We start from the raw sequence: 21,066 nt of genomic DNA, 5'->3' as shown, positions 1-21,066 counted from the left end.
ATGGACGAGGACAGCGGCTACGACAGCGACGACGCCCTGCTCGAACTCGATGGCGTGACGAAGTACTTCGGGCAGGACTCGGGGCTGTTGGCCGGACTGGAGTTTGAGCCAGATCAGTTCCCGCCGGTCAACGTCAACCGAGAGACGGTGAAAGCGGTCGACGACGTCTCCCTCGAGATCCAGCCCGGCGAGACGCTCGGGCTCGTCGGCGAGTCCGGCTGTGGCAAGAGCACGCTCGGGCGGACGATCCTGCGGTTGCTCGAGCCGACCGACGGGGACATCTACTTCAAAGGGGAGAACCTCGCCGACCTCGGCGGGGAGGAACTCCGACGGATGCGCTCGGACATGCAGATGATCTTCCAGGATCCCCAGTCCTCGCTGGACCCGCGGATGAAGGTCGGCCAGATCATCGAGGAGCCGATGCGGGCCCACGACATGCTCGACGACGAGGGGCGACGAGCCCGGGCGAAAGAACTCCTCGAGAAGGTCGGCCTCGATCCGCGCCACTACAACCGGCATCCACACGCGTTCTCCGGCGGCCAGCGACAGCGGATCAACCTCGCACGGGCGCTGTCGGTCGACCCCGATTTCGTCGTCTGTGACGAGCCGGTCTCCGCACTGGACGTCTCGATTCAGGCGCAGGTGCTGAACACCATGGAGTCGCTCCAGGAGGAGTTCGGGCTCACGTACCTCTTTATCGCCCACGACCTCTCGGTCATTCGGCATATCAGCGACCGCGTGGCGGTGATGTACCTCGGACACATCGTCGAACTCGCCGAGAAGGAAGAACTGTTCGAGAATCCCCAACATCCCTACACGCGTGCCTTGCTCGATTCGATTCCCGTCCCCGACCCGCGAGAGAACGGCGTCCGGGGCGTACTCGAGGGAGAGGTGCCGAGCCCGGTCGATCCACCCTCCGGGTGTCGGTTCCGGACGCGGTGTCCGCGCCTGATCGCACCCGACGCGTACGACTGGTCCGAGGAGAAGTGGGCACAGACACGGGCGTTCATGCGGGCGGTCAAGCGACGCTCGTTCGAGCCGATGCCGGCCGCTCGGATCGAGGCCGAGTTCTTCGACGGCGACCGGCCCGGCGGCGAGGCAGGGTCGATCGTCGACGAGGCGATCGAACTCGTCGCCAGCGACGGCAGTGCCGGTGGGAACGATGACGACGAAACCGACCGGTGGGTAACCGCGACCGACCTGTTGCTCGAGTCCTTCGCCGAGCAGAGCATCTGTGCACACGAGCGGCCGGCGTACGACCTCGAGTCAGAACACGGCAACGGCGACCACTTCGCGGCCTGTCACCTGCACCGGTGACGGTTCCGGATCGGGCCTGCACCGGTCGCTGACCGGTGCCGTCGAGCACCGATCGGAAACCGAGAGACGCGACCGGCCGTGCGAACTGTTCACTGAGTCCCCGGTGAGCGATAGTTCAACACGGTCAATCATCGCAAAAACTCTTAAGCCGCTGCCAGAACTATTTACTCATATATGAGTGAAATACTCGCCATCCTGGCAGCGTACACGAAAACCGGTACGAAGATACAGCGAACGATCGACCACTCGCCGTCGTTTTCGGGCGTCCAGACGAGCGACGACGGCCAGCCCGAGACGCGCGTTTCGCCAGGCGGGTTCCTGACCGGATAAGTGGACAGTCGACCCGAGACGGTACCGAACCCTGATCGCTCGAGATCGGAAGCGGCACGACGGATTATCGACGGTAGAGGCCGCTCGGGATCCGATGAGTTTCGAGTCGTCACGGCCGACCACGCTGAAAGCGAGGAACTACTCGTGTCACTCGCAGGGAAGTGTGACAATCGAGCAGGGTTCGGATAAGTCCCTGTAGACGACGGTATTACTCGAGGAGAGGTCCTGGAACTGTACCGAGATCGGTTTTGCGTCCACGCAGAGAGTTCTCGTCTCACCGGTATTGACAGTCTGAGTGTTCGTCGTACCGCCGTTGCAGTTCGACGTGGTGTGATGGACCGTCACCGGCGACCCCTCCGTGACTTCGATTTCGAACTCCGTCGCGCCCTTGTACTCGTCCAGATCGTATTCAGCGTAATCGACGACGTTGAACGTGAAGTCGGTCGAGCCCCGCGGATCGAGGGTGAGCGTCCGATCAGTTCGACCATTGGGACTGAGCAGCCACCCCTGTCGTTCATTGGGGAACACTGTCGTCTCGAAATACCCCTCGGAACTGTCTCTCGATGAGTCGTAGCTCCCACACGGGTACACATATGAGGCGTCGAGTTCGTATCTCACGTCGATCGATTCCTCGGACGTATAGAGATCGAGTTCGTCCGCGGTAAACCACGGGTCGCACCCGTTCGCTGCTGCACCGGTAGTGGCGAGACCGGCCGTTGCGACAGTACCGACTGCGACGCCAGCGCCTTTCTTCAATATTGATCGTCGGTTGTATTTCATTGCTGCATCTACATCGCCCACGTTTACTAATATAAGTTTTAATTATGCAATTTTATATGTTCGTCGAAGTAACATTCCGGGTCGAGAGTGATTCCAGACCCGCATTTCGGTCGTGTCGACCGGCGTTGATTATCGGAGTTGGAGGGAAGACATGTTCCAGAATAGAGAATAGTTCAAACGCAGGAGGGGACGAATCGCGAACGGTATCAATACGAACGGGTGACGGTCCACTGAGTCCGAATCCGACTCGGTCCGGACGAGAGCCGGGAGTCGAGAACGGTATCAGAATACTGGGTAACGAATCCTAAGAGGGAATACAAATGGATTGATCGTTGTCGATCAGAGCGAGCGGTCGGCCAGCGCCGCCGGTGGGAGAGCCCCGGTGTCACTCGAGTCGGATCGTGATCACGTCCGCCGGCCGAGCCGTCCCCTCGGCGGTTGCGACGAACGCCCGAATCTCGTGTTCGCCGGCGTCAGGGACGACTGATTCGTGGCAGTCGCCGTCGGTCCGTTCGAGGCGGCCGTTCCAGGTCACCGAGACTCGTTTTCGCTCGCCGCCGCGAAAATCGAAGGTCGCGGGCCGCTCCGGTGTGTACCGGCGCTCGTCGCTGGCCTCGAGGTAGCCGTCGACGGTCCAGCCCCAGCGCCGTTGCCGGGGTGTCGGGAGTTCGACGGGCACCGGGAGCCGATTTTCGAACGTGACGGTGATCTCGACGGGGTCGTCACGCTCGTAGACATCTCGGTCGGTCGTGACTGACACGGTGATCACGCGCCGGGCGACCGCGCGGGGAACCAGCGACGCGAGGACAGTGACGGGGGAAAAGCGCGAGCCGTCGCGCTCGAGTCCGAGTTCGTCGCTCGAGTCCTGACTCGCCTCCCGTGGCGGCCGAGAGCGCTTCATAGACGCAGCGACCGGCGCGTCGTACTAAACGGTAGCGGTCGCCGACCCGTCACCGCGACCGGCTGGCTCGCGGTGAGTTCGGCAGCCGCCGTCCGAACGATGGCCGACTCGAACAGCTGTCGTGGCCGGCAACGACAATGCAGACACGGAACGACCCCCTCCTAATTATCGCCAGGCCGAAAGCGTCGGTGCGTCAGCTGCCTGCATCGACAGCCAGGCACCGTCCGCGGAGATGTCCGCGATGACGTACTCGTCGCTCGTAGCCGTCGAGTCGATCGAACCGACGATCGTCTCATCGGACGCCATGGCGTGGGGGTTCGTCGCCATGTGTGAGAGTGACAACCAGATACATATAAACTCATCGAATCGGACTGTCCGGCTGCGGGACCGATCGGAAGTCGAACCGATATCGGGTGTGAAACACTGGGTTTATACTCATTTTCGCCGTACCGTGGGGATATGAACGTAGCCGACGCGATGACGCCCCGCGAGGACGTGGTCACTGCCGACCTGCCGGGTACTCGTTCGGACGTACTCGAGTACCTGCAAGAACAGTCGTTCTCGTCCGTCCCGGTCGTCAAACCGACCGACAACGGGCCGGAGTACCGCGGTCTCATCTCCCGAGAGAGCCTCATCGAGCAGCCCGATGAGGACCAGCTCGTGATGCTGATGGAAGAGGACGTCCCGACGACGACCGCTGAGACGAACCTCGAGGACGTCGCGCGAACGATGGTCGAGGCGACCGCGCGCCGCGTTCCGGTCGTCGACGGCGAGTTTGAGGGGATCATCACTGTCACGGACATCATCCACGCGATCGCGACGGGCGATCAGGCGACCGAGGGCACCGTCGGGGCCTACGCGAGCGCGGACGTGAACACGACCTACGAGGGGACGCCCCTGCCCGTCGCCGAGCGGGAACTCTCCTACGCGAACGTCCCCTACGCCGTTGCACTCGACGACGACGGTCGCATGAGCGGCGTCCTCACGGAAGTCGACGTGCTCGAGGTCGCCCGGATCGTCGAAGGCGAAGAGGAGACGGGCGACAACTTCGGCGATCAGGACGACGATTGGTCCTGGGAGGGGATCAAGGCGGTCGGCAGTCGCTATCTCCCCACGCGGGACATCGAGCTACCGGCGGGGCTGGTTCGGGAGTTCATGACCGACGAAGTCGTGACGGTCTCGGCAGAGATGGCGGTCCAGGAGGCCGCCCAGCGGATGATCACCAACGATATCGAGCAGATTCCGATGGTCACGGGCGAGGACCTCGTCGGCGTCGTCCGTGACGTCGATCTACTGGAGGTACTCTATGAGTGAGCACGACCACGCGGCGGCGAACGCGGCCGAATCGACGAGCGAGAAACTGGTCGAACTGGCCAAACGGCGGGGCTACTTCTTCCAGTCCGCGGGGGCGTACGGCGGCGTCGGCGGCTTCTACACCTTCGGCCCCCAGGGCGCGGCGCTGAAGGGCAACGTCGAGGACGCCTGGCGGGATCGCTTCGCGGTCGCGGAAGGCAACATGGAGATCGACGCACCGACGATCATGCCCGAACCCGTCTTCGAGGCTTCGGGCCATCTCGACGGCTTCGACGACATGCTCGTCGAGTGTCCCGACTGCGGCGAGAGTCACCGCGCGGACCACGTCGTCGAGGACAACACCGACTACGAAGACGCGGAGAGCCTCCCCATTCCCGAGGTCGAGGAGGTCATCGCCGAGTACGAACTCGTCTGTCCCGCCTGCGGTGCAGGGCTCGCGGGACAGGCCGTCGACTCGTTCAACCTCATGTTCGCGACGAACATCGGTCCCGGCGACTCCGACCCCGGCTACATGCGCCCTGAGACCGCACAGGGTATCTTTGTCGAATTCCCGCGGCTCAAGGAGTACGCGCGCAACCAGCTCCCCTTCGGCGTGACCCAGATCGGCCGCGCTTACCGCAACGAGATCAGCCCCCGGCGCTCGATCATCCGCACCCGCGAATTCACGCAGGCGGAACTCGAGTACTTCATCGACCCCGAGGAGGACGAGCCGGACCTCGAGAGCGTCGAGGACGTCGAGGTGACGCTCTACCCCGCCAGCGAGCAGCACAGCGACGATGGGGAGGAGATACGGACGACGATCGGTGCGGCCGTCGACGACGGAACCATCGCCAGTCCGTGGGTCGCGTACTTCCTCGGCGTCGCGAAACCCTGGTACGAAGCTGTCGGCGTCGACATGGACCGGTTCCGGTTCCGACAGCATCTCCCGGGCGAACGCGCCCACTACGCGGCGGACTGCTGGGACGCGGAGAGCGAAATAGACGGCAACTGGATCGAGATGGCCGGCTTCGCCTACCGGAGCGATTACGATCTCTCGAAACACGCCGAACACTCCGGCGACCGCTTTACGATCTTCAAGCAGTACGACGAGCCCAAAACCGTCGAGCGCGCGACGGTTGATCCCGACATGAGCTACCTCGGGCCGGAGTTCGGCGGCGACGCACAGGCCGTCGTCGGGGAACTCGAGGCCCTCGCCGAACGGGACCGGTCGGCGTTCGACGGCGACACGGTCGAGATCGAACTCGAGGGCGAACGCCACGAGATCCCCGTTGAGAAGACCGGCTTCGCCGTCGAGGAACAAACGGAAGCGGGCGAACACATCATCCCGCATGTGATCGAACCCTCCTTCGGGGTCGACCGGCTGGTCTACACCGTCCTCCACCACGCCTACCGCGAGGACGAGGTCGCCGGCGAAGAACGGACCTTCCTCGAACTCGATCCGGAGGTCGCACCTACGTTCGTCGGCGTCTTCCCCCTGCAAAACGACGACGAACTCGAGGACGCGGCACGGGACATCGCCGCGGACCTCCGCGAGGCAGGCCTATCGGTCACGTACGACGACTCGGGGAATATCGGTCGGCGCTACCGCCGCCAGGACGAGGTCGGCACGCCGTTTTGCGTGACGGTGGATTACGAGAGTATCGAACAGGACGAAGGTGGCGTCACGGTCCGCGAACGCGACTCGACGAACCAGAAGCGACTCGCGATCGACGAGCTGCCCGAGACGCTGTCGGCGATTCGCGCCGGCGATCTCGCGTTCGACGATCTCGAGGAGTAAGCGACGGCACTCGCGTTGCGGAGAGAGCGTTTTGCGCGGGGTGTGAGCGATTTCGGTATCACGTTACGGACGAACGACACGCGACGGCGCACAGCGAAATCGGCGTCGGTCGCCGGCGCGCACTTAAACACTATATACCTCTCGGGAGAACTAACCGACGGACTGAAGGTCACCTCTCCCAACGCAGGACATGATGGCTGACGAACTGAAGCGGCGACTCGTCCACGCCAGCGGTTCGGGGCTGGTCGCCCTCTATCTGCTCGCCAACTATCTCGAACTCGGGCTGACGTGGCCCCGGTTTCGGATCCTCATGGTCGTCCTCGCGGCCGGCGCGCTCGTTCTCGAGTTCCTACGACTCCAGATCGGGCTCGACTGGCGGCTCTACGACGTCCTCACCCGCGAGTACGAACAGGACAACCCCGCGGCATACGCGCTCTACCTGATTAGCATGGCCGCCGTCGTGGTGGGCTTCGAACCGACGATCGCGCTGCCCGCGATGTTGATGCTCGCGCTCGGCGACCCGATCAGCGGGGCCGTCTCGGACAACAGCCTCCAGCGGGTCAAATCACCGAAGGTGCTGGGCACGATGTTCCTCGTTTCGACGCTCATCGCGCTCCCGTTCCTGCCGATCACGGCGGCGCTGCTCGCAGCGGCGGGCGCGACACTCGCCGACGGCGTGACGGTCGAGATCCGTACTTACATCATCGACGACAACCTGACGATCCCGATCTACGCCGCCTGTCTGGCGTATCTCGTCCTCGAGTTCACGCCGGTGTCGATGTAACCTCGAGCCGGGCCGCCATCCCGGTCGTTCGGCTGTGACACCGGGTCAGGCATTCAACCGCCAGAGCTCGAAATTGAGGACGGCCGCGAACGTCACCCACGCGAGATACGGGAGCAGCAACGCCGCAGCGCGCCGATCGACCCGCCGAACGGCGAGGATCGTTCCGACGACGAGTCCCCAGAGGACGACGATGATCCCTAGCGCGACCAGCGGGGCCTCGAGCGCGAAGAAGGCGGGCGTCCAGGCGACGTTGAACAGCAGTTGGAGGACGAAGGCACCGAGCGCGAGGCGACGCCCGTCGGCGTCGCTGCGCCAGACGAGCCATAGCGCGATGCCAAGGAGGGTAAAGAGGAGCGTCCAGACGACAGGGAACGCGATCGTTGGTGGGTAGAACCACGGTTTCTCGAGGGCGCGGAACCACGGCGTGTCGGGCGAAGAGAACACGCTGGGAGCCGCGCCGACGATGTTGACAAGCAGGATGAAGCCGATCGCGGTGAGGATCGAGCCGCCGTCCGGGAGGCGGTGGGTGATCGATCGGAACGCCATACGCATCCTACGTCACCGGCGGAATTATAATGGGATCACGTGCGGGATCGACTACGGACCCGGCCGATGGCGACGGGTGGGAACGAGCCTTACCGACGGAGGCTACGCGTTGTGGGGCACCCGATGGACGACCGCAGTCGCGCTCGGATCGTCGATCGTCATGGACAACCGAAAACCGTCAATTCGACGGTCACAGCGCGATCGTGTCTCCGATGCATTGTGTCAGACCGAGCGGGTCGAAGAGCTCTAGCCGAGTTGGGCGGACGACGACCGGCGATCGACCGCTCTCGAGCGGCAGTTGATGGGCACCAAACGGCGGGCAGGGGTGACAAGTACAGCGACTGGTCTGGAGTCCCGTATCGGTCGTGTCGACGACGGAATCGGACCGCCGATTCGAGGTCGACAGAGGCGGAGCCGTCTTCGTTTACTTTCACCACGGTACGGGAATCCTTATTCGCGGCGACGATGAACAGCCGGTAATGGCTACGACGGATGAGGACGTCGCCTCTATTGAGCATCCGCTCCTCGAGCCCGGCTTTTTAGAGCGGCGACTCTACCAGTTGAAACTCGCGGGGACGGCCGCGAACCACCACACGCTCGTCTGTCTCCCGACGGGGCTGGGGAAGACGACGGTGAGCCTGCTCGTCACCGCACGGCGACTCGAGGAGGTCGGCGGGAAGTCATTGATGCTCGCGCCGACGAAACCGCTCGTCCAACAGCACGCGGACTTCTACCGCGAAGCGCTGCAGCTCTCAGACGAGGAGATCGTCGTCTTCACCGGCGACGTGAGCCCGGACGACCGCGCCGCGACGTGGGAGTCGGCGACGGTCGTGATGGCGACGCCGCAGGTGATCGAGAACGACCTCGTCGGGAGCCGGATCTCGCTCGCCGACGTGACCCACGCCACCTTCGACGAGTGCCACCGGGCGACCGGCGACTACGCGTACAACTACATCGCCGAGCGCTACCACGCCGACGCCAAGCGGCCGCTCGTGACAGGGATGAGCGCCTCGCCCGGCGGCGACGAGGAGGCCATTCTCGAGGTCTGTGAAAACCTCGGCATCGACGAGGTCGAGGTGATGACCGAGGAGGACGCCGACGTCGACGAGTTCACCCACGACACCGAGGTCGAGTGGGAGCGCATCGACCTGCCCGACGCGGTCCTCGAGATCCGCGACGCCCTGAACGAGGTCATCAAAGAGCGCCTCGAGAAACTCAAGGAACTCGGAGTCGCGAGTTCGACCCAGCCCGATCAGTCCCAGAAGGACCTCAATCGGATGCGGGCTGAGTTGCAAACGTTGATCAACAACGACCAGTCGGAGGGGTTCGAAGGGATGTCGATCCACGCCGAAGTGATGAAGCTCCGGCAGGCCGTCACGCTGGTCGAGACCCAGAGCGTCGAGGCGCTCCGGCGGTACTTCGAGCGCCAGCGCAATCAGGCCCGGACCTCGGGCGCGTCGAAGGCCAGCCAGCGGATGGTCTCCGATCCGCGCGTGCGCGAGGCCATGCGGAAAGCCGAGCGCTTCGACGAGATCCATCCCAAATACAGCAAAGCGCGCATGTTGCTCGCGGAAACGCTGGGACTCGAGGGTGGCGAGCGGGTGATCGTTTTCACCGAGTCCCGCGACACGGCGGAGGCGCTGACTGACTTCCTCTCGGAAAGCTTCGACACGAAGCGGTTCGTCGGACAGGGCGACCGCGACGGCTCCGACGGGATGACCCAGACGCAACAACAGGCGGTCTTAGACGAGTTTCGTGCCGGCGAGTTCGAGGTGCTCGTCTCGACATCGGTCGCCGAGGAGGGGCTGGACGTGCCCGAGGTCGACCTCGTACTCTTCTACGAGCCCGTACCGACGGCGATCCGCTCGATCCAGCGGAAGGGGCGGACGGGTCGACAGACAGAGGGACGGGTCGTCGTCCTCATGGCGGAAGACACCCGCGACGAGGCCTACTTCTGGATCTCGCGGCGGCGCGAGAAGGAGATGGAGTCGGAACTGCGCGAACTGAAAGGACTGGCCCCCGAAATCGCCGAGGAACTCGACGACTCACAACAGTCACTGACCGATTTCGAGGGAGCAGGCGAGGGCGGAGTGAAAGGAGACGGGACCGACGGAAACACCGACGCCGTCGGCGATTCCGCCAGCGGAAGCGAGGGGGTTGCAGCGGGGCCGGGACTGCAGGAATTCGGAGACAACAACTCGGAAACACGTCGTAATCAGGAACCTGGAGACGGGGCGGACGGGATCGAGGGGGACGTCGAGACCCACGACCCACACGCCGACGGCGACACCGTCGCGGTCGTCGCCGACCAGCGGGAGATGGACGCGAACATCGCCCGCGACCTCTCGCGACGCGAGGCGTACGAGATCAGCCTCGAGACGCTCGAGGTCGGCGACTACGTCCTCTCCGATCGGGTCGTCGTCGAGCGCAAGTCCGTCGCGGACTTCGTCGACTCGCTGGTCGGCGGCGACCGCTCCGTCTTCGAACAGGTCGGCGCGATGGCCCGCCACTACTCGCGGCCGATCGTGATCGTCGAGGGCGAGGGGCTGTACGAACAGCGGGACGTCCACCCGAACGCAGTCCGGGGGGCGCTCTCGAGTCTCGCGGTCGACTTCGGGGCGAGCGTCCTGCGGACCGACGACGAGGACGACACGACCGAACTGCTCGCGGTGATCGCCGGCCGGGAACAGGAGACCGCCGACCGAGAAGTATCGGTCCACGGCGAAAAGGGGACCAAGACCCTAAGCGAACAACAGGAGTACGTGGTCTCCTCGATCGCCGAAATCGGCCCCGTCACGGCCAGGTCGCTACTCGAGGAGTTCGGCACCGTCGAGGCGGTGATGACCGCGACCGAAGACGAGTTACAGGAAGCGGACGGCGTGGGGACAGTGACCGCCGAGCGGATTCGGGAAGTCATCGGAAGCGACTACACGGGCTGAGCAGCCGCGCGATCCGGCGGCCGGGTGATGATCGGCCACGCGCAGTACTCGAGCGAGCGGGGAACGGCTCAGTCGTTCAGTTCGGTCGTGAGACCCGTCTCGCGGTCGTCCGACGCGGAAACGGGCTCACCCTCCGCGCGGGCGACGAGTCGCTCGGCGGTGAGGACACACCAGACACCGAGGACGACGCCCGCGATGACGTCGATCAACCAGTGAATCCCCAGATACATCGTCGAGAAGACGACGAGGGTGGCGACGACCGACGCGATCGGGAACCATCTGGGGTAGTCCCGACGCGACCGCCAGGCGAATATCGCGACGATAACCGCCAGCGACGTGTGGAGCGACGGAAAGACGTTCGTGTTCGCCGACACCTCCGCCGTGAGTTCCTGTGTCTGCGGGTAGAACTCGTACATGAGCCCGTTGACGGTCGACAGATGATTGCGCGGGCCGTAGGCGATAAACAGCGTATAGAAGATCGATCCAACCAGGGTGTTGAGGGCGTACGCGACGAGCAGTTGCTTGAAGCGCCGCTGGGTCGCCAACAGGAAGTAGAGGACGAGGGCGGACACCAGCAGGTACGGGAACCCGAACATGTACATCGCGGAGAAAAAGCCGATCAGCGTGTCGGGAACGATCGACTGCAGGCCGGCGACGAACGAGCCCTCCACGGCGTAGATCTCTGCGGTAATGTTCCAGTCGAGCGCATACGAGAGCTCCAGCCTGCGGTAATGCGTCCATCGCTTCACCAATAACACCAGCAGCGTGACGCCGAGATAGGGCGCGAGCTCCCGGGCCCGGTTCTCGAGTTCGGCAATCGTTCGCGGGAGCGCCGAAGAGCGGACACAGAGCGCGCAAGTGGCTGTAACGCCGATGCAGACGGTCGCTATTGTAATGAACGTAACGTAACCTAATGCCATCGGTGGCTCTCCTCCGTCTCAGGGGGCAAGCGATCGCGAGCCGCGAGCGGGCGAGTATCCGGCACGGGGGAGGGCGGCGAGTCGTACCGGACGACGACATTGGCGGCTTCGACGACGCACAGGTCGAAGCCGCCCGATCGACGGACACTCGGACCGTGACGGCTCAGCGCCACGTATTCCTATTGGGTGGTAACATTCTACTTAATTTAAATCTACTGGTGCCCAACGCGACCGAGCCCGGCGGAACACGGGACCGCGAGGAACCGGTGGATCCACCGTTGGGCGACGTGTGATGTCGTCACTCGACGGCGAGCAAACCGTGCGAACGTCGGTCGAGTGTAGCGTTCCGTCCGGTCGACGCCGGCGACGGTCGGCGTTGCCGCCGTCTCGAGGACGGTCAGCGCAGCGTTGCCAACGTCTCGCCGGCTTCGCGAGCCGCCTCGAGACAGTCCGCCGCGTAGCGGGGATCGTCCGTGGCGGCGGCCGCTTCGGCGAACTTCTCGAGCGACCGGACGAGCGCATCGCGGGCGGCATCGAGATCGCCGTCGGCCGAGGACGGACCGGTTGCGGGGAGCGGTCGGTTGCGATCGGAGTCGGACCGACGGTCGTCGGGGCGGGGAGTCGACGCGGAGCGGGCGGCCGACGCGGCGTCGGGACGGGACTGGGTGGGACTGTCGTCTCGAGCCGGCGACGACGGCTGCGGTTGCCGGTCCGAGGTCGGCGCACTCGTCTCCCGTCCGCGGTCGGCGTCGCGCGGGTCGGTCGCCGTCGGCTGGCCGGACTCGGAGGCCGCGTCGGCCGATGTCGTCGCGGCGTCGTCGGTCTCCGGTGCGGCCGCGTCAGCGTCAGGTCGATCAGCGGACCCACCGGCAGCAGTCCCGTCGCCCGCGCCCTCCGCGGCCGACTGGGCCTCAAGGTCGGTCCCCTGAACGGCGTCGGGGGTCCCGTGACAGCTGGGACAGAAGGTCGTCCCGTCATCCTGGAAGAGGGGGTCGCCGCAGGTCCCACAGTGGGCGTTGGTCATCGTCGCGCCCTTGAGAAGCAGGTCGCTCATTCGCTGGGTCGCCTTGCGTTCTTCTTTGTCCTGCTCGTACTTCTCTCGAAGCTTCTCGCGCTCGGCTTCCTTGTCGAAGTCGCTCATATTCGTCTAGAGGCGGCGGACCGTCGAAAAAGCTGCGAAGGGGCGAACGGCCCCATCGACGGACCCGCGCCCGACTCACCGTGGTCGCTCGAGCGCGGCCTCGGCGGCATCGACGGCCGCAGTGGGGGTGTCGGCGGTTTCGATATCGATCTCGAGGGCGGAGAGGTCATGGGTTCCGAGGCCAACGACGGGACGGTCGTAGATTCCGGCGAAGCCGATTTCCGAGAGCGTACCGACGCCGCCGGCCAGCGCGATGACCACGTCGCCGTTCAGCGGGACGAGCGCGTTCCGGGCGTGGCCGAGCCCGGTCGCGATGGGGATGTCGACATCGTCGTTGGCGGCCCCGCGGCGCTCGCCGGGGAGGATGCCGATCGTGGTTCCGTCCTCGGACGTCGCGCCGCGACAGACCGCCGCCATCGTCCCGTCACGACCGCCGCAGACGACGACGTGACCGCGAGCCGCGAGTTCGCGTCCGACCGCTTCCGCGCGGGCTGCCTGTTCGTCCGTGACCGTCCCGCCGCCGATGACGCTGGCGCGCATACGCGAGACGCCGTGGGCGGCGATCATGATCGGTTCGGTCTCGCGTCGCGGACGACTCGAGTAGAGGTGAGCGACGGATCGCAGGGGAACAGGGGGAATCGGCCGCTCGAGCGAGCGGACACCACCGCGGTCCGCGGAGCGCGGAACGGAATACGACAGTCGTCGAAACATTTATCGCCGAATCGGTTCGAAGTCAGAGGTTTCGACGGATTTAACGTGTGCGATGGGGAATCATTACGTGGTATGACGAAAGTGAGCGTGGTCGGCGCGGCCGGGACCGTCGGGGCCGCTGCGGGCTACAACATCGCGCTGCGGGACATTGCGGACGAGCTCGTGTTCGTTGACATTCCGGACAAGGAAGACGACACGATCGGACAGGCCGCTGACGCCAACCACGGCGTGGCCTACGACTCGAACACGACGATCCGACAGGGTGGCTACGAGGACACCGCGGGATCGGATGTCGTCGTCATCACGGCGGGCATCCCGCGTCAGCCGGGACAGACGCGGATCGATCTGGCGGGCGACAACGCTCCGATCATGGAAGACATCGGCTCCTCGATCGCCGAACACAACGACGACTTCATCACCGTCACCACGTCGAACCCGGTCGACCTGCTGAACCGCCACCTCTACGAGACGGGCGAACGCGCCCGCGAGAAGGTGATCGGCTTCGGCGGCCGGCTCGACTCCGCCCGGTTCCGCTACGTCATCTCCCAGCGCTTCGACGCGCCCGTCCAGAACGTCGACGCGACCATCCTCGGCGAGCACGGCGACGCCCAGGTCCCCGTCTTCTCCAAAGTGCGGGTCAACGGGCAGGACCCCGAGTTCGACGAGGACGAAAAAGAAGCGCTCCTTGAGGAACTCCAGACCTCGGCGATGAACGTCATCGAAAAGAAAGGCGCGACCCAGTGGGGGCCGGCGACCGGCGTCGGCCACATGGTCGAGGCGATCCTGCGTGACACCGGCGAAGTGCTCCCCGGAAGCGTGAAACTCGAGGGCGAGTTCGGTCACGAGGACACCGCCTTCGGCGTCCCCGTTAAACTGGGCTCCGACGGCGTCGAGGAGATCGTCGAGTGGGACTTGACCGAGTACGAGCGCAACCAGCTCGGCGAGGCCGCCGAGAAGCTCTCGGAACAGTACGACAAGATCAGCTAACGCGGTCCCCGCTTGCAGTCCGGTTTTCGTCTCGTTTCACGCCCGCCACCAGCGGTATGTCTCGACGGATCGAACGAGTTCGCCACCGTCCCCGACGCCGACGTGGTCGTGCGAACGGCCCTCGAGTCGTCCCTAGGGGATCACCTGCTCGCCGTCGTCGTCGTAAATCGTGATCGCATCGACCGGACAGGAGCGGGCGGCGAACTTCGCGTCCAGTTCCGCGTCGTCCGGGACCTCGCGGACGAAGAGCCCGTCCTCGACGTCCTCGCTGTCCGCGAGGATCGCCTTCCCCTTCGATTTGTCCTCCTCGAAGGCGTCCCACTCGGCGACGCATTGAAACATCCCGATACAGACATCCTCGTCGAATTCGACCTTCATACGAGGGCGTTGGGTCGATCGGCGTAAATCGATAGCGGTCCCCAGTAGCGCCACTCGTTACCAGAAACCACATGTCACTGTATCGTTATTACTCGGCAGGTCGTCGTTCCGAACATGCCACCGGATCGATCCGAACGGACCGACGCGGCGGATCCGCTGGGACGGGCGATGCTCGCACACTACCACGACGAGCCGGGACGGCTCGTCTATCGCGACGGAACGGACGTACAAGACGGGAACGTCGCCGAGTTCTACTTCTCGAGCCCGGAGTCGTGGGAGCCGGCAACGATCGAGTTCCTCGAGCGACTGGCCGATCACGAACCGGTCCTCGACGTGGGCTGTGGCGCGGGGAAGCACCTGTTGTGGTGGGCCGAGCGCGGCGTCGACGCAGTCGGCGTCGACGCGAGTCCGAACGCCGTGCGAACGGCCCGCGAGCGGTGCGAGAGCCGCGAGATCTTGAGGAAGAACGGCAACGCCACGGAGCGCGGCCTCGAGGATGTCCTCGTCGGCGACATGTTCGACTTGCCGATCGAACCGAGTACGTTCGGGGCCGTCCATACCGTCGGGACCCAGATCGGGCTTGGCCGCTCACTGGCCGGCATCCGCGAGGTACTCACCGGATTCGCTCGCGTTACGGACGACGCAGGGGTGGCTGTCGTGGACAACTACGACCCGACGCGACTGGACGAGGAGTTCTTCGGCTACCGTCCCGACCCGCGTGAGGGAATCGCACACCGGTGTTTCCACCTCGAGTTCGAACGCGAGACGGAAGACGGAAAGCAACGCCGCGACGTCGGGCGGACGCTACAGTTCCTGTTGTGTTCCCCTGCTCGCCTTCGCGAGGCGACGGCCGGAACGCCGTGGGAGCCGTGTCACGTCACTCGGAGCGACGGCACGGCACATTATAAAATGATGCTGAAACGGGAGTAACGGCCGAGTGCTGGAACGGAGGCGCGGCTGGGCTGTCCGCTCTCGGGTGGCACTCGAGGGAACGCTTTTCTAGTTAGTCCCCAAACGATTCAGGAAGACGAAATGGTCGCAGTGTCCTTTGTCGTTCTCATCGGGGCCGCTATCGTCACCTGTCTGTTCATGGCGTGGGTCCTCGGAGCGAACAGTAACTCGCCGCCCTTCGCGCCCGCGATCGGCGCGAACGCGATCTCGACGATGCGGGCGGCGTTCGTCATCGGGCTGCTCGCGGCTGCGGGCGCGCTCATGCAGGGCGGCAGCATCTCCGAGACCGTCGGCGCGGATCTGATCGATGGAGTGACGATCACGCCGCTTGCGGCCACCGCGGGGCTGCTGACCGCGGCGGGATTCATGGCGATCGGGATCTACACGCGGTATCCGATCCCCGCGGCGTTCGCGACGACGGGCGCGATGATCGGCGTCGGCCTCTCGCTGGGCGGCGATCCCGCGATGGCCACCTACCGCCGGCTCGGCATCTTCTGGCTGCTGGTGCCGATCATGTCCGGCGGACTGGCGTACACGACGGCGACGATTCTACGGCGGGACGACGTTCCCGAGACGGTCGGCGTCCCGCTGCTGGCCGGCATCGTCGGCGCGATCGTCGCCAACGTCCGTCTCGGCGTGATCCCCGATCCGGCCGCCGAGCAGGGCACCCTGGCCGGCTTCCTCTCCCGGCAGTTCGGCGGCGGGCCGGTGCTCGCCGCCGACATCGATCTCGGAACCGTCCTCGTGACCGTCGGGGTCGGCGTCCTCGCGTTCTACTGGAGCCGCGAGCGCGTCCGCGTCTCCGTCGAGGACGGTATCCGCTCGTTCCTGCTCGTCCTCGGCGGCATCGTCGCCTTCTCCTCGGGTGGTTCACAGGTCGGCCTCGCGACCGGCCCGCTCGAGAACCTCTTTCGCGTCGAACTCGGCCTGCCGGGCATCCTCCTGCTCGCGATCGGGGCGATCGGAATCCTCGTCGGTGCTTGGATGGGCGCGCCGCGGTTGCTGCAGGCGACGTCCCGGGAGTACGCCCAACTCGGCGTTCGCCGCTCGATCGCGGCGCTGGTGCCGGGATTTATTATCGCACAGTTGGCGATCGCACTCGGGATTCCCATCTCGCTGAACAACATCATCCTATCGGGGGTCATCGGCGGCGGGCTGGCCGGCGGCTCGGCGGGCGTCTCCCGGCGCAAGATCGGCATCACGATCACCTTCTGGCTGGTGACACTCTCGAGTTCAGTCGTCGTCAGTTACGGCCTGTATCGGCTGTTCGCGTCGGGTATCGGCGGCTAGCCTCGGATCGGTCGGACTCGGACCCGTCAGTCGAGCACCGTCACCGGCTGTGCGGTGCGGTCGACCACCGTGGCGGCGATGTCGCGACCGAGAAACCGCCTGAGGAATCCCGTCGAGCCCGTCCTGGAGCCGTACATGACGACGTGATCGATCCCCTCCTCAGCGGCGTACTGCGGGACGACGGTTCCGGGTCGTCCCTCAATCGTCTCGATCCGGACCCGGTCCGAGGCCCCATCGGCGACCGACTCGAGCAAGTCGGTTGCGCTGGCCTGCGCCTGCGCCTGCCGGTCCTCGCTTCGCTCGAGGATCCCGCCCTCGCTGAGCGGCGCGTCCAGCGGCATTATGACGGCAAGCAGTACGATATCGGCGGCGGGGAAGGTCTCGAGGGCGTAGGCAAGGGCCTCGTCTTCCCGCGGGCGGCCGAGCGTGGGGACGAGGACGCGGTCGGGAGCGGAGTCTACCATACGGGCCTGTTCGACGGCCGGTCGGATCGGTCTATCGGCGTCGAACCGGAAACCCCACCGGCGATTCGACCGCACGCGAACAGCCCGTGCTCGCCGTGAATCGAGGCGGCAAAAGACGATACTTTAAACCGCGGGACGCGCCAAGGGTGGATAATGAATATCGAGGAGCTGTCGGGGCTCCCGGCCGGTGCCGTCGACCACTTCCGGAGCGAGGGCATCGAGGAGCTCTACCCGCCACAGGCAGCGGCGGTCGAGGCCGGTGCGACCGAGGGTGAGAACCTCGTCGCCGCGGTCCCCACCGCCAGCGGGAAGACGATGATCGCCGCCCTATCGATGCTATCGGCGATCGAGCGCGGCGGGACGGCACTGTACATCGTTCCCCTGCGGGCACTCGCCAGCGAGAAGAAAGCCGAGTTCGAGGCCTACGAGCGCTTCGGCGTCACGGTCGGCGTGACGACGGGCAACTACGAGAGCACCAGCGACTGGCTCGCGACGAAGGACATCGTCGTCGCCACCAGCGAGAAGGTCGACTCGCTCGTCCGCAACGGGGCCGACTGGCTCTCGGAGTTGACCTGCGTCGTCTCGGACGAGGTACACCTCATCGACGACCGGAACCGGGGGCCGACGCTCGAGGTAACCCTCGCGAAACTTCGGAAGCTCAATCCACGCATGCAGCTGGTCGCGCTCTCGGCGACCGTCGGCAACGCGGACGAAATCGCCGACTGGCTCGACGCCGCGCTCGTGGACACTGACTGGCGGCCGATCGAGTTGCAGATGGGCGTCCACTACGGCAACGCTCTGAACTTCGACGATGGCTCGACCCGAGAGGTCCCGGTCCAGGGCAGCGAGAAGCAGGAGGCCGCGCTCGTCCGCGACATTTTACGGGAGGACGGCTCCTCGCTCGTGTTCGTCAACTCCCGGCGGAACGCCGAGGCCGCCGCGAGGCGGCTGGGCGACGTCTCGACGAACGAACTGACTCCCGAAGAACGGACCGAACTGGCCGAACTGGCCGACGAGATCCGGGACGACAGCGACACCGAGACGAGTACGGACCTCGCTGCGGCCGTCGAACACGGTGCCGCATTTCACCACGCCGGCCTCTCGAGCACGCAGCGGTCGATCGTCGAGGACGCCTTCCGAGACCGACTCCTGAAAGTGATTTCGGCGACGCCGACACTCGCCGCGGGGGTGAACACGCCTGCCCGCCGCGTGATCGTCCGCGACTGGCGGCGCTTCGATCCCAGCGCCGGCGGCATGGCTCCGCTGGACGTCCTCGAAGTCCACCAGATGATGGGGCGGGCCGGCCGACCCGGTCTCGACCCCTACGGCGAGGCCGTGTTGCTCGCCACGAGCCACGACGAAAGCGAGGAGCTGTTCGACCGCTATATCTGGGCCGAGCCCGAGCCGGTGCGCTCGAAACTGGCGGCCGAGCCCGCCCTGCGAACCCACGTCCTCGCGACCATCGCCTCCGGCTTCGCCCGGACGCGCGAGGGGTTGCTCGAGTTCCTCGAAGCCACGCTCTACGCCAGCCAGTCGAGCGAGCCGGGTCGGCTCGAAACGGTGACCGACACGGTCCTCCAGTACCTCGAGTCGAACGACTTCATAGAGCGTGACAGTGCTGAAGCGGACGATGGCGCAGACGGCGCGTTCACCTCGGCCGCCGACCTCGCCGACGACGGGGGCCGCGACGAGGAACTCGAGGCGACGAGCCTCGGTCACACCGTCTCGCGGCTCTACCTGGATCCGATGAGCGCCGCCGAAATCGTCCATGGGATCGCAGACGCCGACGAGCGCCCGACCGCGCTGGGGCTCTACCAGCTCGTCTCGCGGACCCCGGACATGTACGAACTCTACCTGCGCTCGGGCGAGGACGAGCAGTTCGGCGAACTCTTCTACGAGCGCGAGGCCGAACTGCTGGGCGATGCCCCCAGCGAGTTCGAGGAGGAGCGCTTCGAGGACTGGCTCTCGGCGCTCAAGACGGGCAAACTACTCGAGGATTGGGCGACCGAGACCGACGAGGAGCAGTTGACCGACCGCTACGAGATCGGACCCGGCGACCTCCGCGGAAAGGTCGACACCGCCGAGTGGCTGCTCGGGGCGGCTGAGTCCCTGGCTGCGGAGATCGACAGCGAGTGGACCGTCGCCGTCCGGGAGGCCCGCGCCCGCGTCGAACACGGCGTGGGTGAGGAACTCCTCGAACTCGTCGGGGTCGGCGGGGTGGGCCGCAAGCGCGCTCGCCGGCTCTACGACGCGGGGATCGAGGAGCCCGCCGACTTACGGACTGCGGACAAGGGCGTCATCCTCGCGGCTCTCAAGGGGCAGAAGACGGCCGAGAACATCCTCGAGAACGCGGGCCGCGAGGACCCCTCGATGGATGGCGTCGAGCCGAGATCGGACGGGGCAAGCGACGGGGACGGGAACGCGGCGGCAAACGCGAGCGGAGACCGCACAGCAGCGGGCGCGACCGAAACGACGGACACGGATAATAGTCAAGCGAGCCTGGGTGATTTCTGATGGAGCTACTCGAAGGCCGACTCGAGATCGACGATATAGACGCGTTCGTGGCCACCCTCGGTGAGATCGGGACCCGCCACGGCGTGACGGTTCAGGCGTTCGATTCGCGGTACGTCGCCGACCGTCGCCACATCGCGCGGGCCGTCGAGTTCGCCGACCGGGCCATCGAACGGGGCGAGAACGTCGCTCGGGATCGTGCCGTCGAGATCCTCCTGTACGCCGCCGGCCGGCGACAGATCGACCGCGCCCTCGAGATGGGCGTCGGCGAGGGCGAGCACCGAGCAGTCGTGCTCGTCGACGGTGCTCACGACGGGAACGAGTCGGCCGCGCTCGAGGAACTGACGGCGCTGGACGCGGTCGTCGGGGAGGACTCGACGCTCGAGACGCAAGCCCCCGAGACGCTGTGTGACTTCTTCGACATCACCGATGCCGAGCGGGCGGCCACGGACGCGCCGCTGTCGGCGCTGGTTCACGAACGGGTTGCACTACTCGAAGTCGAAAAGTAGTCCCGCGGTGTCGAGACCACCCGCGAGGGACGCGCTGGCTAGCAAATACGGTGGCCCGCGGTCAGTCGTTGGCCGCCCCCTCGAGACGACGTTCTCTGGCCTCCCGAAGGCCGTCGCAGAGCCACCCTGGCTCGACATATAGACCTCGCCGACGTGATTGCGGACCTGACCGACGACGAGGGGGCCAAGCAGGTCGTCGACTTCGTCGGCCGCGACGAGACGACCGCGCTCGCACCCGACATCGTCGCCGCCGGGGGCAGTCACCACATCGTCGGCTACGGCGGGCACGTTCACGAACCCAGTCAGGCGCTGGTCAACGGCGAGTTCTCGTTCCGCGGCACGCTCGTCGGCAAGTACGCCGAGTTACAGGCGCTCGTCGCGCTCGTCGAGCGGGGCGATGTCGAACTGCGCACCGAACGCCACGACCGCGGCGAGATCAACACGGTCGCGGAACGGCTCGAGCACAACGAAATCGAGGGCCGCGCGGTGATCCAGCCGCCCTGACGCGGCCGTGAC

20 protein-coding genes and 1 pseudogene are annotated in these 21,066 nt (G+C 65.6%); 12 read left to right on the top strand and 9 right to left on the bottom strand.

From position 1 onward, the window contains the following. Both C486_RS11450 and C486_RS21695 read left to right on the top strand, forming a co-directional pair. Entirely contained in the window at positions 1-1,317 is a 1,317-nt protein-coding gene (locus tag C486_RS11450) for an ABC transporter ATP-binding protein (RefSeq protein ID WP_008456245.1), read from the top strand. 174 nt (positions 1,318-1,491) lie between these two features. Then, positions 1,492-1,647 (top strand): hypothetical protein, encoded by a 156-nt coding sequence (locus C486_RS21695; RefSeq protein ID WP_008456244.1) that lies wholly within the window; start codon positions 1,492-1,494, stop codon positions 1,645-1,647. A 147-nt stretch (positions 1,648-1,794) separates the two neighbouring features. Here the strand turns inward: C486_RS21695 and C486_RS11445 are convergent, their stop codons facing one another. The 3 genes from C486_RS11445 to C486_RS21690 form a co-directional block, all read right to left on the bottom strand. Next, complete coding sequence (locus tag C486_RS11445; protein WP_241432500.1) at positions 1,795-2,427, bottom strand: hypothetical protein; 633 nt, start codon at positions 2,425-2,427, stop codon at positions 1,795-1,797. 385 nt (positions 2,428-2,812) lie between these two features. Beyond that, entirely contained in the window at positions 2,813-3,328 is a 516-nt protein-coding gene (locus tag C486_RS11440) for a hypothetical protein (RefSeq protein ID WP_008456242.1), read from the bottom strand. Positions 3,329-3,493: 165 nt separating this feature from the next. Continuing rightward, complete coding sequence (locus C486_RS21690; RefSeq protein ID WP_169316578.1) at positions 3,494-3,655, bottom strand: DUF7556 family protein; 162 nt, start codon at positions 3,653-3,655, stop codon at positions 3,494-3,496. A gap of 132 nt (positions 3,656-3,787) precedes the next feature. Between C486_RS21690 and C486_RS11435 the strand changes: the two genes are divergently transcribed. The 3 genes from C486_RS11435 to C486_RS11425 all read left to right on the top strand — a co-directional run bounded on the left by C486_RS11435 (position 3,788) and on the right by C486_RS11425 (position 7,203). Further along, complete coding sequence (locus tag C486_RS11435; RefSeq protein WP_008456240.1) at positions 3,788-4,642, top strand: CBS domain-containing protein; 855 nt, start codon at positions 3,788-3,790, stop codon at positions 4,640-4,642. Beyond that, positions 4,635-6,419: a glycine--tRNA ligase gene (gene glyS / locus C486_RS11430; protein ID WP_008456239.1), complete on the top strand. Its 1,785-nt coding sequence runs from the start codon at positions 4,635-4,637 to the stop codon at positions 6,417-6,419. The genes C486_RS11435 and glyS overlap by 8 nt, the downstream gene beginning before the upstream one ends. Positions 6,420-6,612: 193 nt before the next feature. Continuing rightward, positions 6,613-7,203 (top strand): dolichol kinase-like protein, encoded by a 591-nt coding sequence (locus tag C486_RS11425; RefSeq protein WP_008456238.1) that lies wholly within the window; start codon positions 6,613-6,615, stop codon positions 7,201-7,203. A gap of 45 nt (positions 7,204-7,248) precedes the next feature. Here the strand turns inward: C486_RS11425 and C486_RS11420 are convergent, their stop codons facing one another. Next, positions 7,249-7,749, bottom strand: a complete 501-nt coding sequence (locus C486_RS11420) for a TspO/MBR family protein (protein WP_008456236.1) — start codon at positions 7,747-7,749, stop codon at positions 7,249-7,251. 479 nt (positions 7,750-8,228) lie between these two features. Here C486_RS11420 and C486_RS11415 point away from each other — a divergent pair, with 479 nt between their 5' ends. Beyond that, positions 8,229-10,688 carry a DEAD/DEAH box helicase gene (locus tag C486_RS11415; RefSeq protein ID WP_008456234.1) on the top strand — a complete coding sequence of 820 codons (2,460 nt, stop codon included), beginning with the start codon at positions 8,229-8,231 and terminating at the stop codon, positions 10,686-10,688. 68 nt (positions 10,689-10,756) lie between these two features. On the opposite strand, the gene C486_RS11410 is transcribed toward C486_RS11415, so the two are convergent. The 3 genes from C486_RS11410 to C486_RS11395 form a co-directional block, all read right to left on the bottom strand. After that, positions 10,757-11,608 carry a phosphatase PAP2 family protein gene (locus tag C486_RS11410; protein ID WP_008456233.1) on the bottom strand — a complete coding sequence of 284 codons (852 nt, stop codon included), beginning with the start codon at positions 11,606-11,608 and terminating at the stop codon, positions 10,757-10,759. Between the two features lie 397 nt (positions 11,609-12,005). After that, positions 12,006-12,749, bottom strand: coding sequence for an Sjogren's syndrome/scleroderma autoantigen 1 family protein (locus C486_RS11400; protein WP_008456231.1), 744 nt, complete (start codon positions 12,747-12,749; stop codon positions 12,006-12,008). Between the two features lie 75 nt (positions 12,750-12,824). Then, on the bottom strand, positions 12,825-13,289 hold the full coding sequence (locus tag C486_RS11395) for a TIGR00725 family protein (RefSeq protein WP_049888467.1): 465 nt from the start codon (positions 13,287-13,289) through the stop codon (positions 12,825-12,827). Between the two features lie 243 nt (positions 13,290-13,532). Between C486_RS11395 and mdh the strand changes: the two genes are divergently transcribed. Beyond that, positions 13,533-14,447, top strand: a complete 915-nt coding sequence (gene mdh, locus C486_RS11390; protein WP_008456227.1) for a malate dehydrogenase — start codon at positions 13,533-13,535, stop codon at positions 14,445-14,447. A 132-nt stretch (positions 14,448-14,579) separates the two neighbouring features. On the opposite strand, the gene C486_RS11385 is transcribed toward mdh, so the two are convergent. Beyond that, positions 14,580-14,825: a ferredoxin gene (locus C486_RS11385; protein WP_008456225.1), complete on the bottom strand. Its 246-nt coding sequence runs from the start codon at positions 14,823-14,825 to the stop codon at positions 14,580-14,582. A gap of 114 nt (positions 14,826-14,939) precedes the next feature. Between C486_RS11385 and C486_RS11380 the strand changes: the two genes are divergently transcribed. Together C486_RS11380 and C486_RS11375 are read left to right on the top strand one after the other, a co-directional pair. Next, positions 14,940-15,755, top strand: a complete 816-nt coding sequence (locus tag C486_RS11380; RefSeq protein WP_008456223.1) for a class I SAM-dependent methyltransferase — start codon at positions 14,940-14,942, stop codon at positions 15,753-15,755. Positions 15,756-15,857: 102 nt separating this feature from the next. Continuing rightward, entirely contained in the window at positions 15,858-17,066 is a 1,209-nt protein-coding gene (locus C486_RS11375; RefSeq protein WP_008456222.1) for an inorganic phosphate transporter, read from the top strand. A 26-nt stretch (positions 17,067-17,092) separates the two neighbouring features. Here C486_RS11375 and C486_RS11370 read toward each other — a convergent pair whose 3' ends face one another. Next, on the bottom strand, positions 17,093-17,530 hold the full coding sequence (locus tag C486_RS11370; protein WP_008456220.1) for a universal stress protein: 438 nt from the start codon (positions 17,528-17,530) through the stop codon (positions 17,093-17,095). A gap of 153 nt (positions 17,531-17,683) precedes the next feature. Here C486_RS11370 and C486_RS11365 point away from each other — a divergent pair, with 153 nt between their 5' ends. From C486_RS11365 to C486_RS11355, 3 genes and pseudogenes are all read left to right on the top strand, one after another. Then, complete coding sequence (locus C486_RS11365; RefSeq protein WP_008456219.1) at positions 17,684-20,044, top strand: ATP-dependent DNA helicase; 2,361 nt, start codon at positions 17,684-17,686, stop codon at positions 20,042-20,044. Continuing rightward, positions 20,044-20,550, top strand: a complete 507-nt coding sequence (gene cgi121 / locus C486_RS11360; protein ID WP_008456218.1) for a KEOPS complex subunit Cgi121 — start codon at positions 20,044-20,046, stop codon at positions 20,548-20,550. Before C486_RS11365 ends, cgi121 begins: the two co-directional genes overlap by 1 nt. Positions 20,551-20,691: 141 nt before the next feature. Beyond that, a pseudogene (locus C486_RS11355) lies at positions 20,692-21,054 on the top strand (zinc-binding dehydrogenase); the annotation flags it as partial. Positions 21,055-21,066: the final 12 nt, after the last annotated feature.

Origin of the sequence: Natrinema gari JCM 14663 (genome assembly GCF_000337175.1) — an archaeon.
GTDB lineage: Archaea > Halobacteriota > Halobacteria > Halobacteriales > Natrialbaceae > Natrinema > Natrinema gari.
The sequence above is the reverse complement of the archived record's forward strand: the minus strand, read 5'-3'. Positions and strand labels throughout refer to the sequence as shown.

Excerpts from the sequence above, each read along its gene's own strand:
- C486_RS11425 (WP_008456238.1), top strand. The coding sequence starts at position 6,613 with ATGGCTGACGAACTGAAGCGGCGACTCGTCCACGCCAGCGGTTCGGGG.
- mdh (WP_008456227.1), top strand. The coding sequence starts at position 13,533 with ATGACGAAAGTGAGCGTGGTCGGCGCGGCCGGGACCGTCGGGGCCGCT.
- C486_RS11415 (WP_008456234.1), top strand. The coding sequence starts at position 8,229 with ATGGCTACGACGGATGAGGACGTCGCCTCTATTGAGCATCCGCTCCTC.
- glyS (WP_008456239.1), top strand. The coding sequence starts at position 4,635 with ATGAGTGAGCACGACCACGCGGCGGCGAACGCGGCCGAATCGACGAGC.
- C486_RS11410 (WP_008456233.1), bottom strand. The coding sequence starts at position 11,608 with ATGGCATTAGGTTACGTTACGTTCATTACAATAGCGACCGTCTGCATC.
- C486_RS11395 (WP_049888467.1), bottom strand. The coding sequence starts at position 13,289 with ATGCGCGCCAGCGTCATCGGCGGCGGGACGGTCACGGACGAACAGGCA.
- C486_RS11435 (WP_008456240.1), top strand. The coding sequence starts at position 3,788 with ATGAACGTAGCCGACGCGATGACGCCCCGCGAGGACGTGGTCACTGCC.
- C486_RS11440 (WP_008456242.1), bottom strand. The coding sequence starts at position 3,328 with ATGAAGCGCTCTCGGCCGCCACGGGAGGCGAGTCAGGACTCGAGCGAC.
- C486_RS11385 (WP_008456225.1), bottom strand. The coding sequence starts at position 14,825 with ATGAAGGTCGAATTCGACGAGGATGTCTGTATCGGGATGTTTCAATGC.
- C486_RS11370 (WP_008456220.1), bottom strand. The coding sequence starts at position 17,530 with ATGGTAGACTCCGCTCCCGACCGCGTCCTCGTCCCCACGCTCGGCCGC.
- C486_RS21690 (WP_169316578.1), bottom strand. The coding sequence starts at position 3,655 with ATGGCGACGAACCCCCACGCCATGGCGTCCGATGAGACGATCGTCGGT.
- C486_RS11450 (WP_008456245.1), top strand. The coding sequence starts at position 1 with ATGGACGAGGACAGCGGCTACGACAGCGACGACGCCCTGCTCGAACTC.
- C486_RS11400 (WP_008456231.1), bottom strand. The coding sequence starts at position 12,749 with ATGAGCGACTTCGACAAGGAAGCCGAGCGCGAGAAGCTTCGAGAGAAG.
- C486_RS11420 (WP_008456236.1), bottom strand. The coding sequence starts at position 7,749 with ATGGCGTTCCGATCGATCACCCACCGCCTCCCGGACGGCGGCTCGATC.
- C486_RS11380 (WP_008456223.1), top strand. The coding sequence starts at position 14,940 with ATGCCACCGGATCGATCCGAACGGACCGACGCGGCGGATCCGCTGGGA.
- cgi121 (WP_008456218.1), top strand. The coding sequence starts at position 20,044 with ATGGAGCTACTCGAAGGCCGACTCGAGATCGACGATATAGACGCGTTC.
- C486_RS11445 (WP_241432500.1), bottom strand. The coding sequence starts at position 2,427 with ATGAAATACAACCGACGATCAATATTGAAGAAAGGCGCTGGCGTCGCA.
- C486_RS11375 (WP_008456222.1), top strand. The coding sequence starts at position 15,858 with ATGGTCGCAGTGTCCTTTGTCGTTCTCATCGGGGCCGCTATCGTCACC.
- C486_RS11365 (WP_008456219.1), top strand. The coding sequence starts at position 17,684 with ATGAATATCGAGGAGCTGTCGGGGCTCCCGGCCGGTGCCGTCGACCAC.
- C486_RS21695 (WP_008456244.1), top strand. The coding sequence starts at position 1,492 with ATGAGTGAAATACTCGCCATCCTGGCAGCGTACACGAAAACCGGTACG.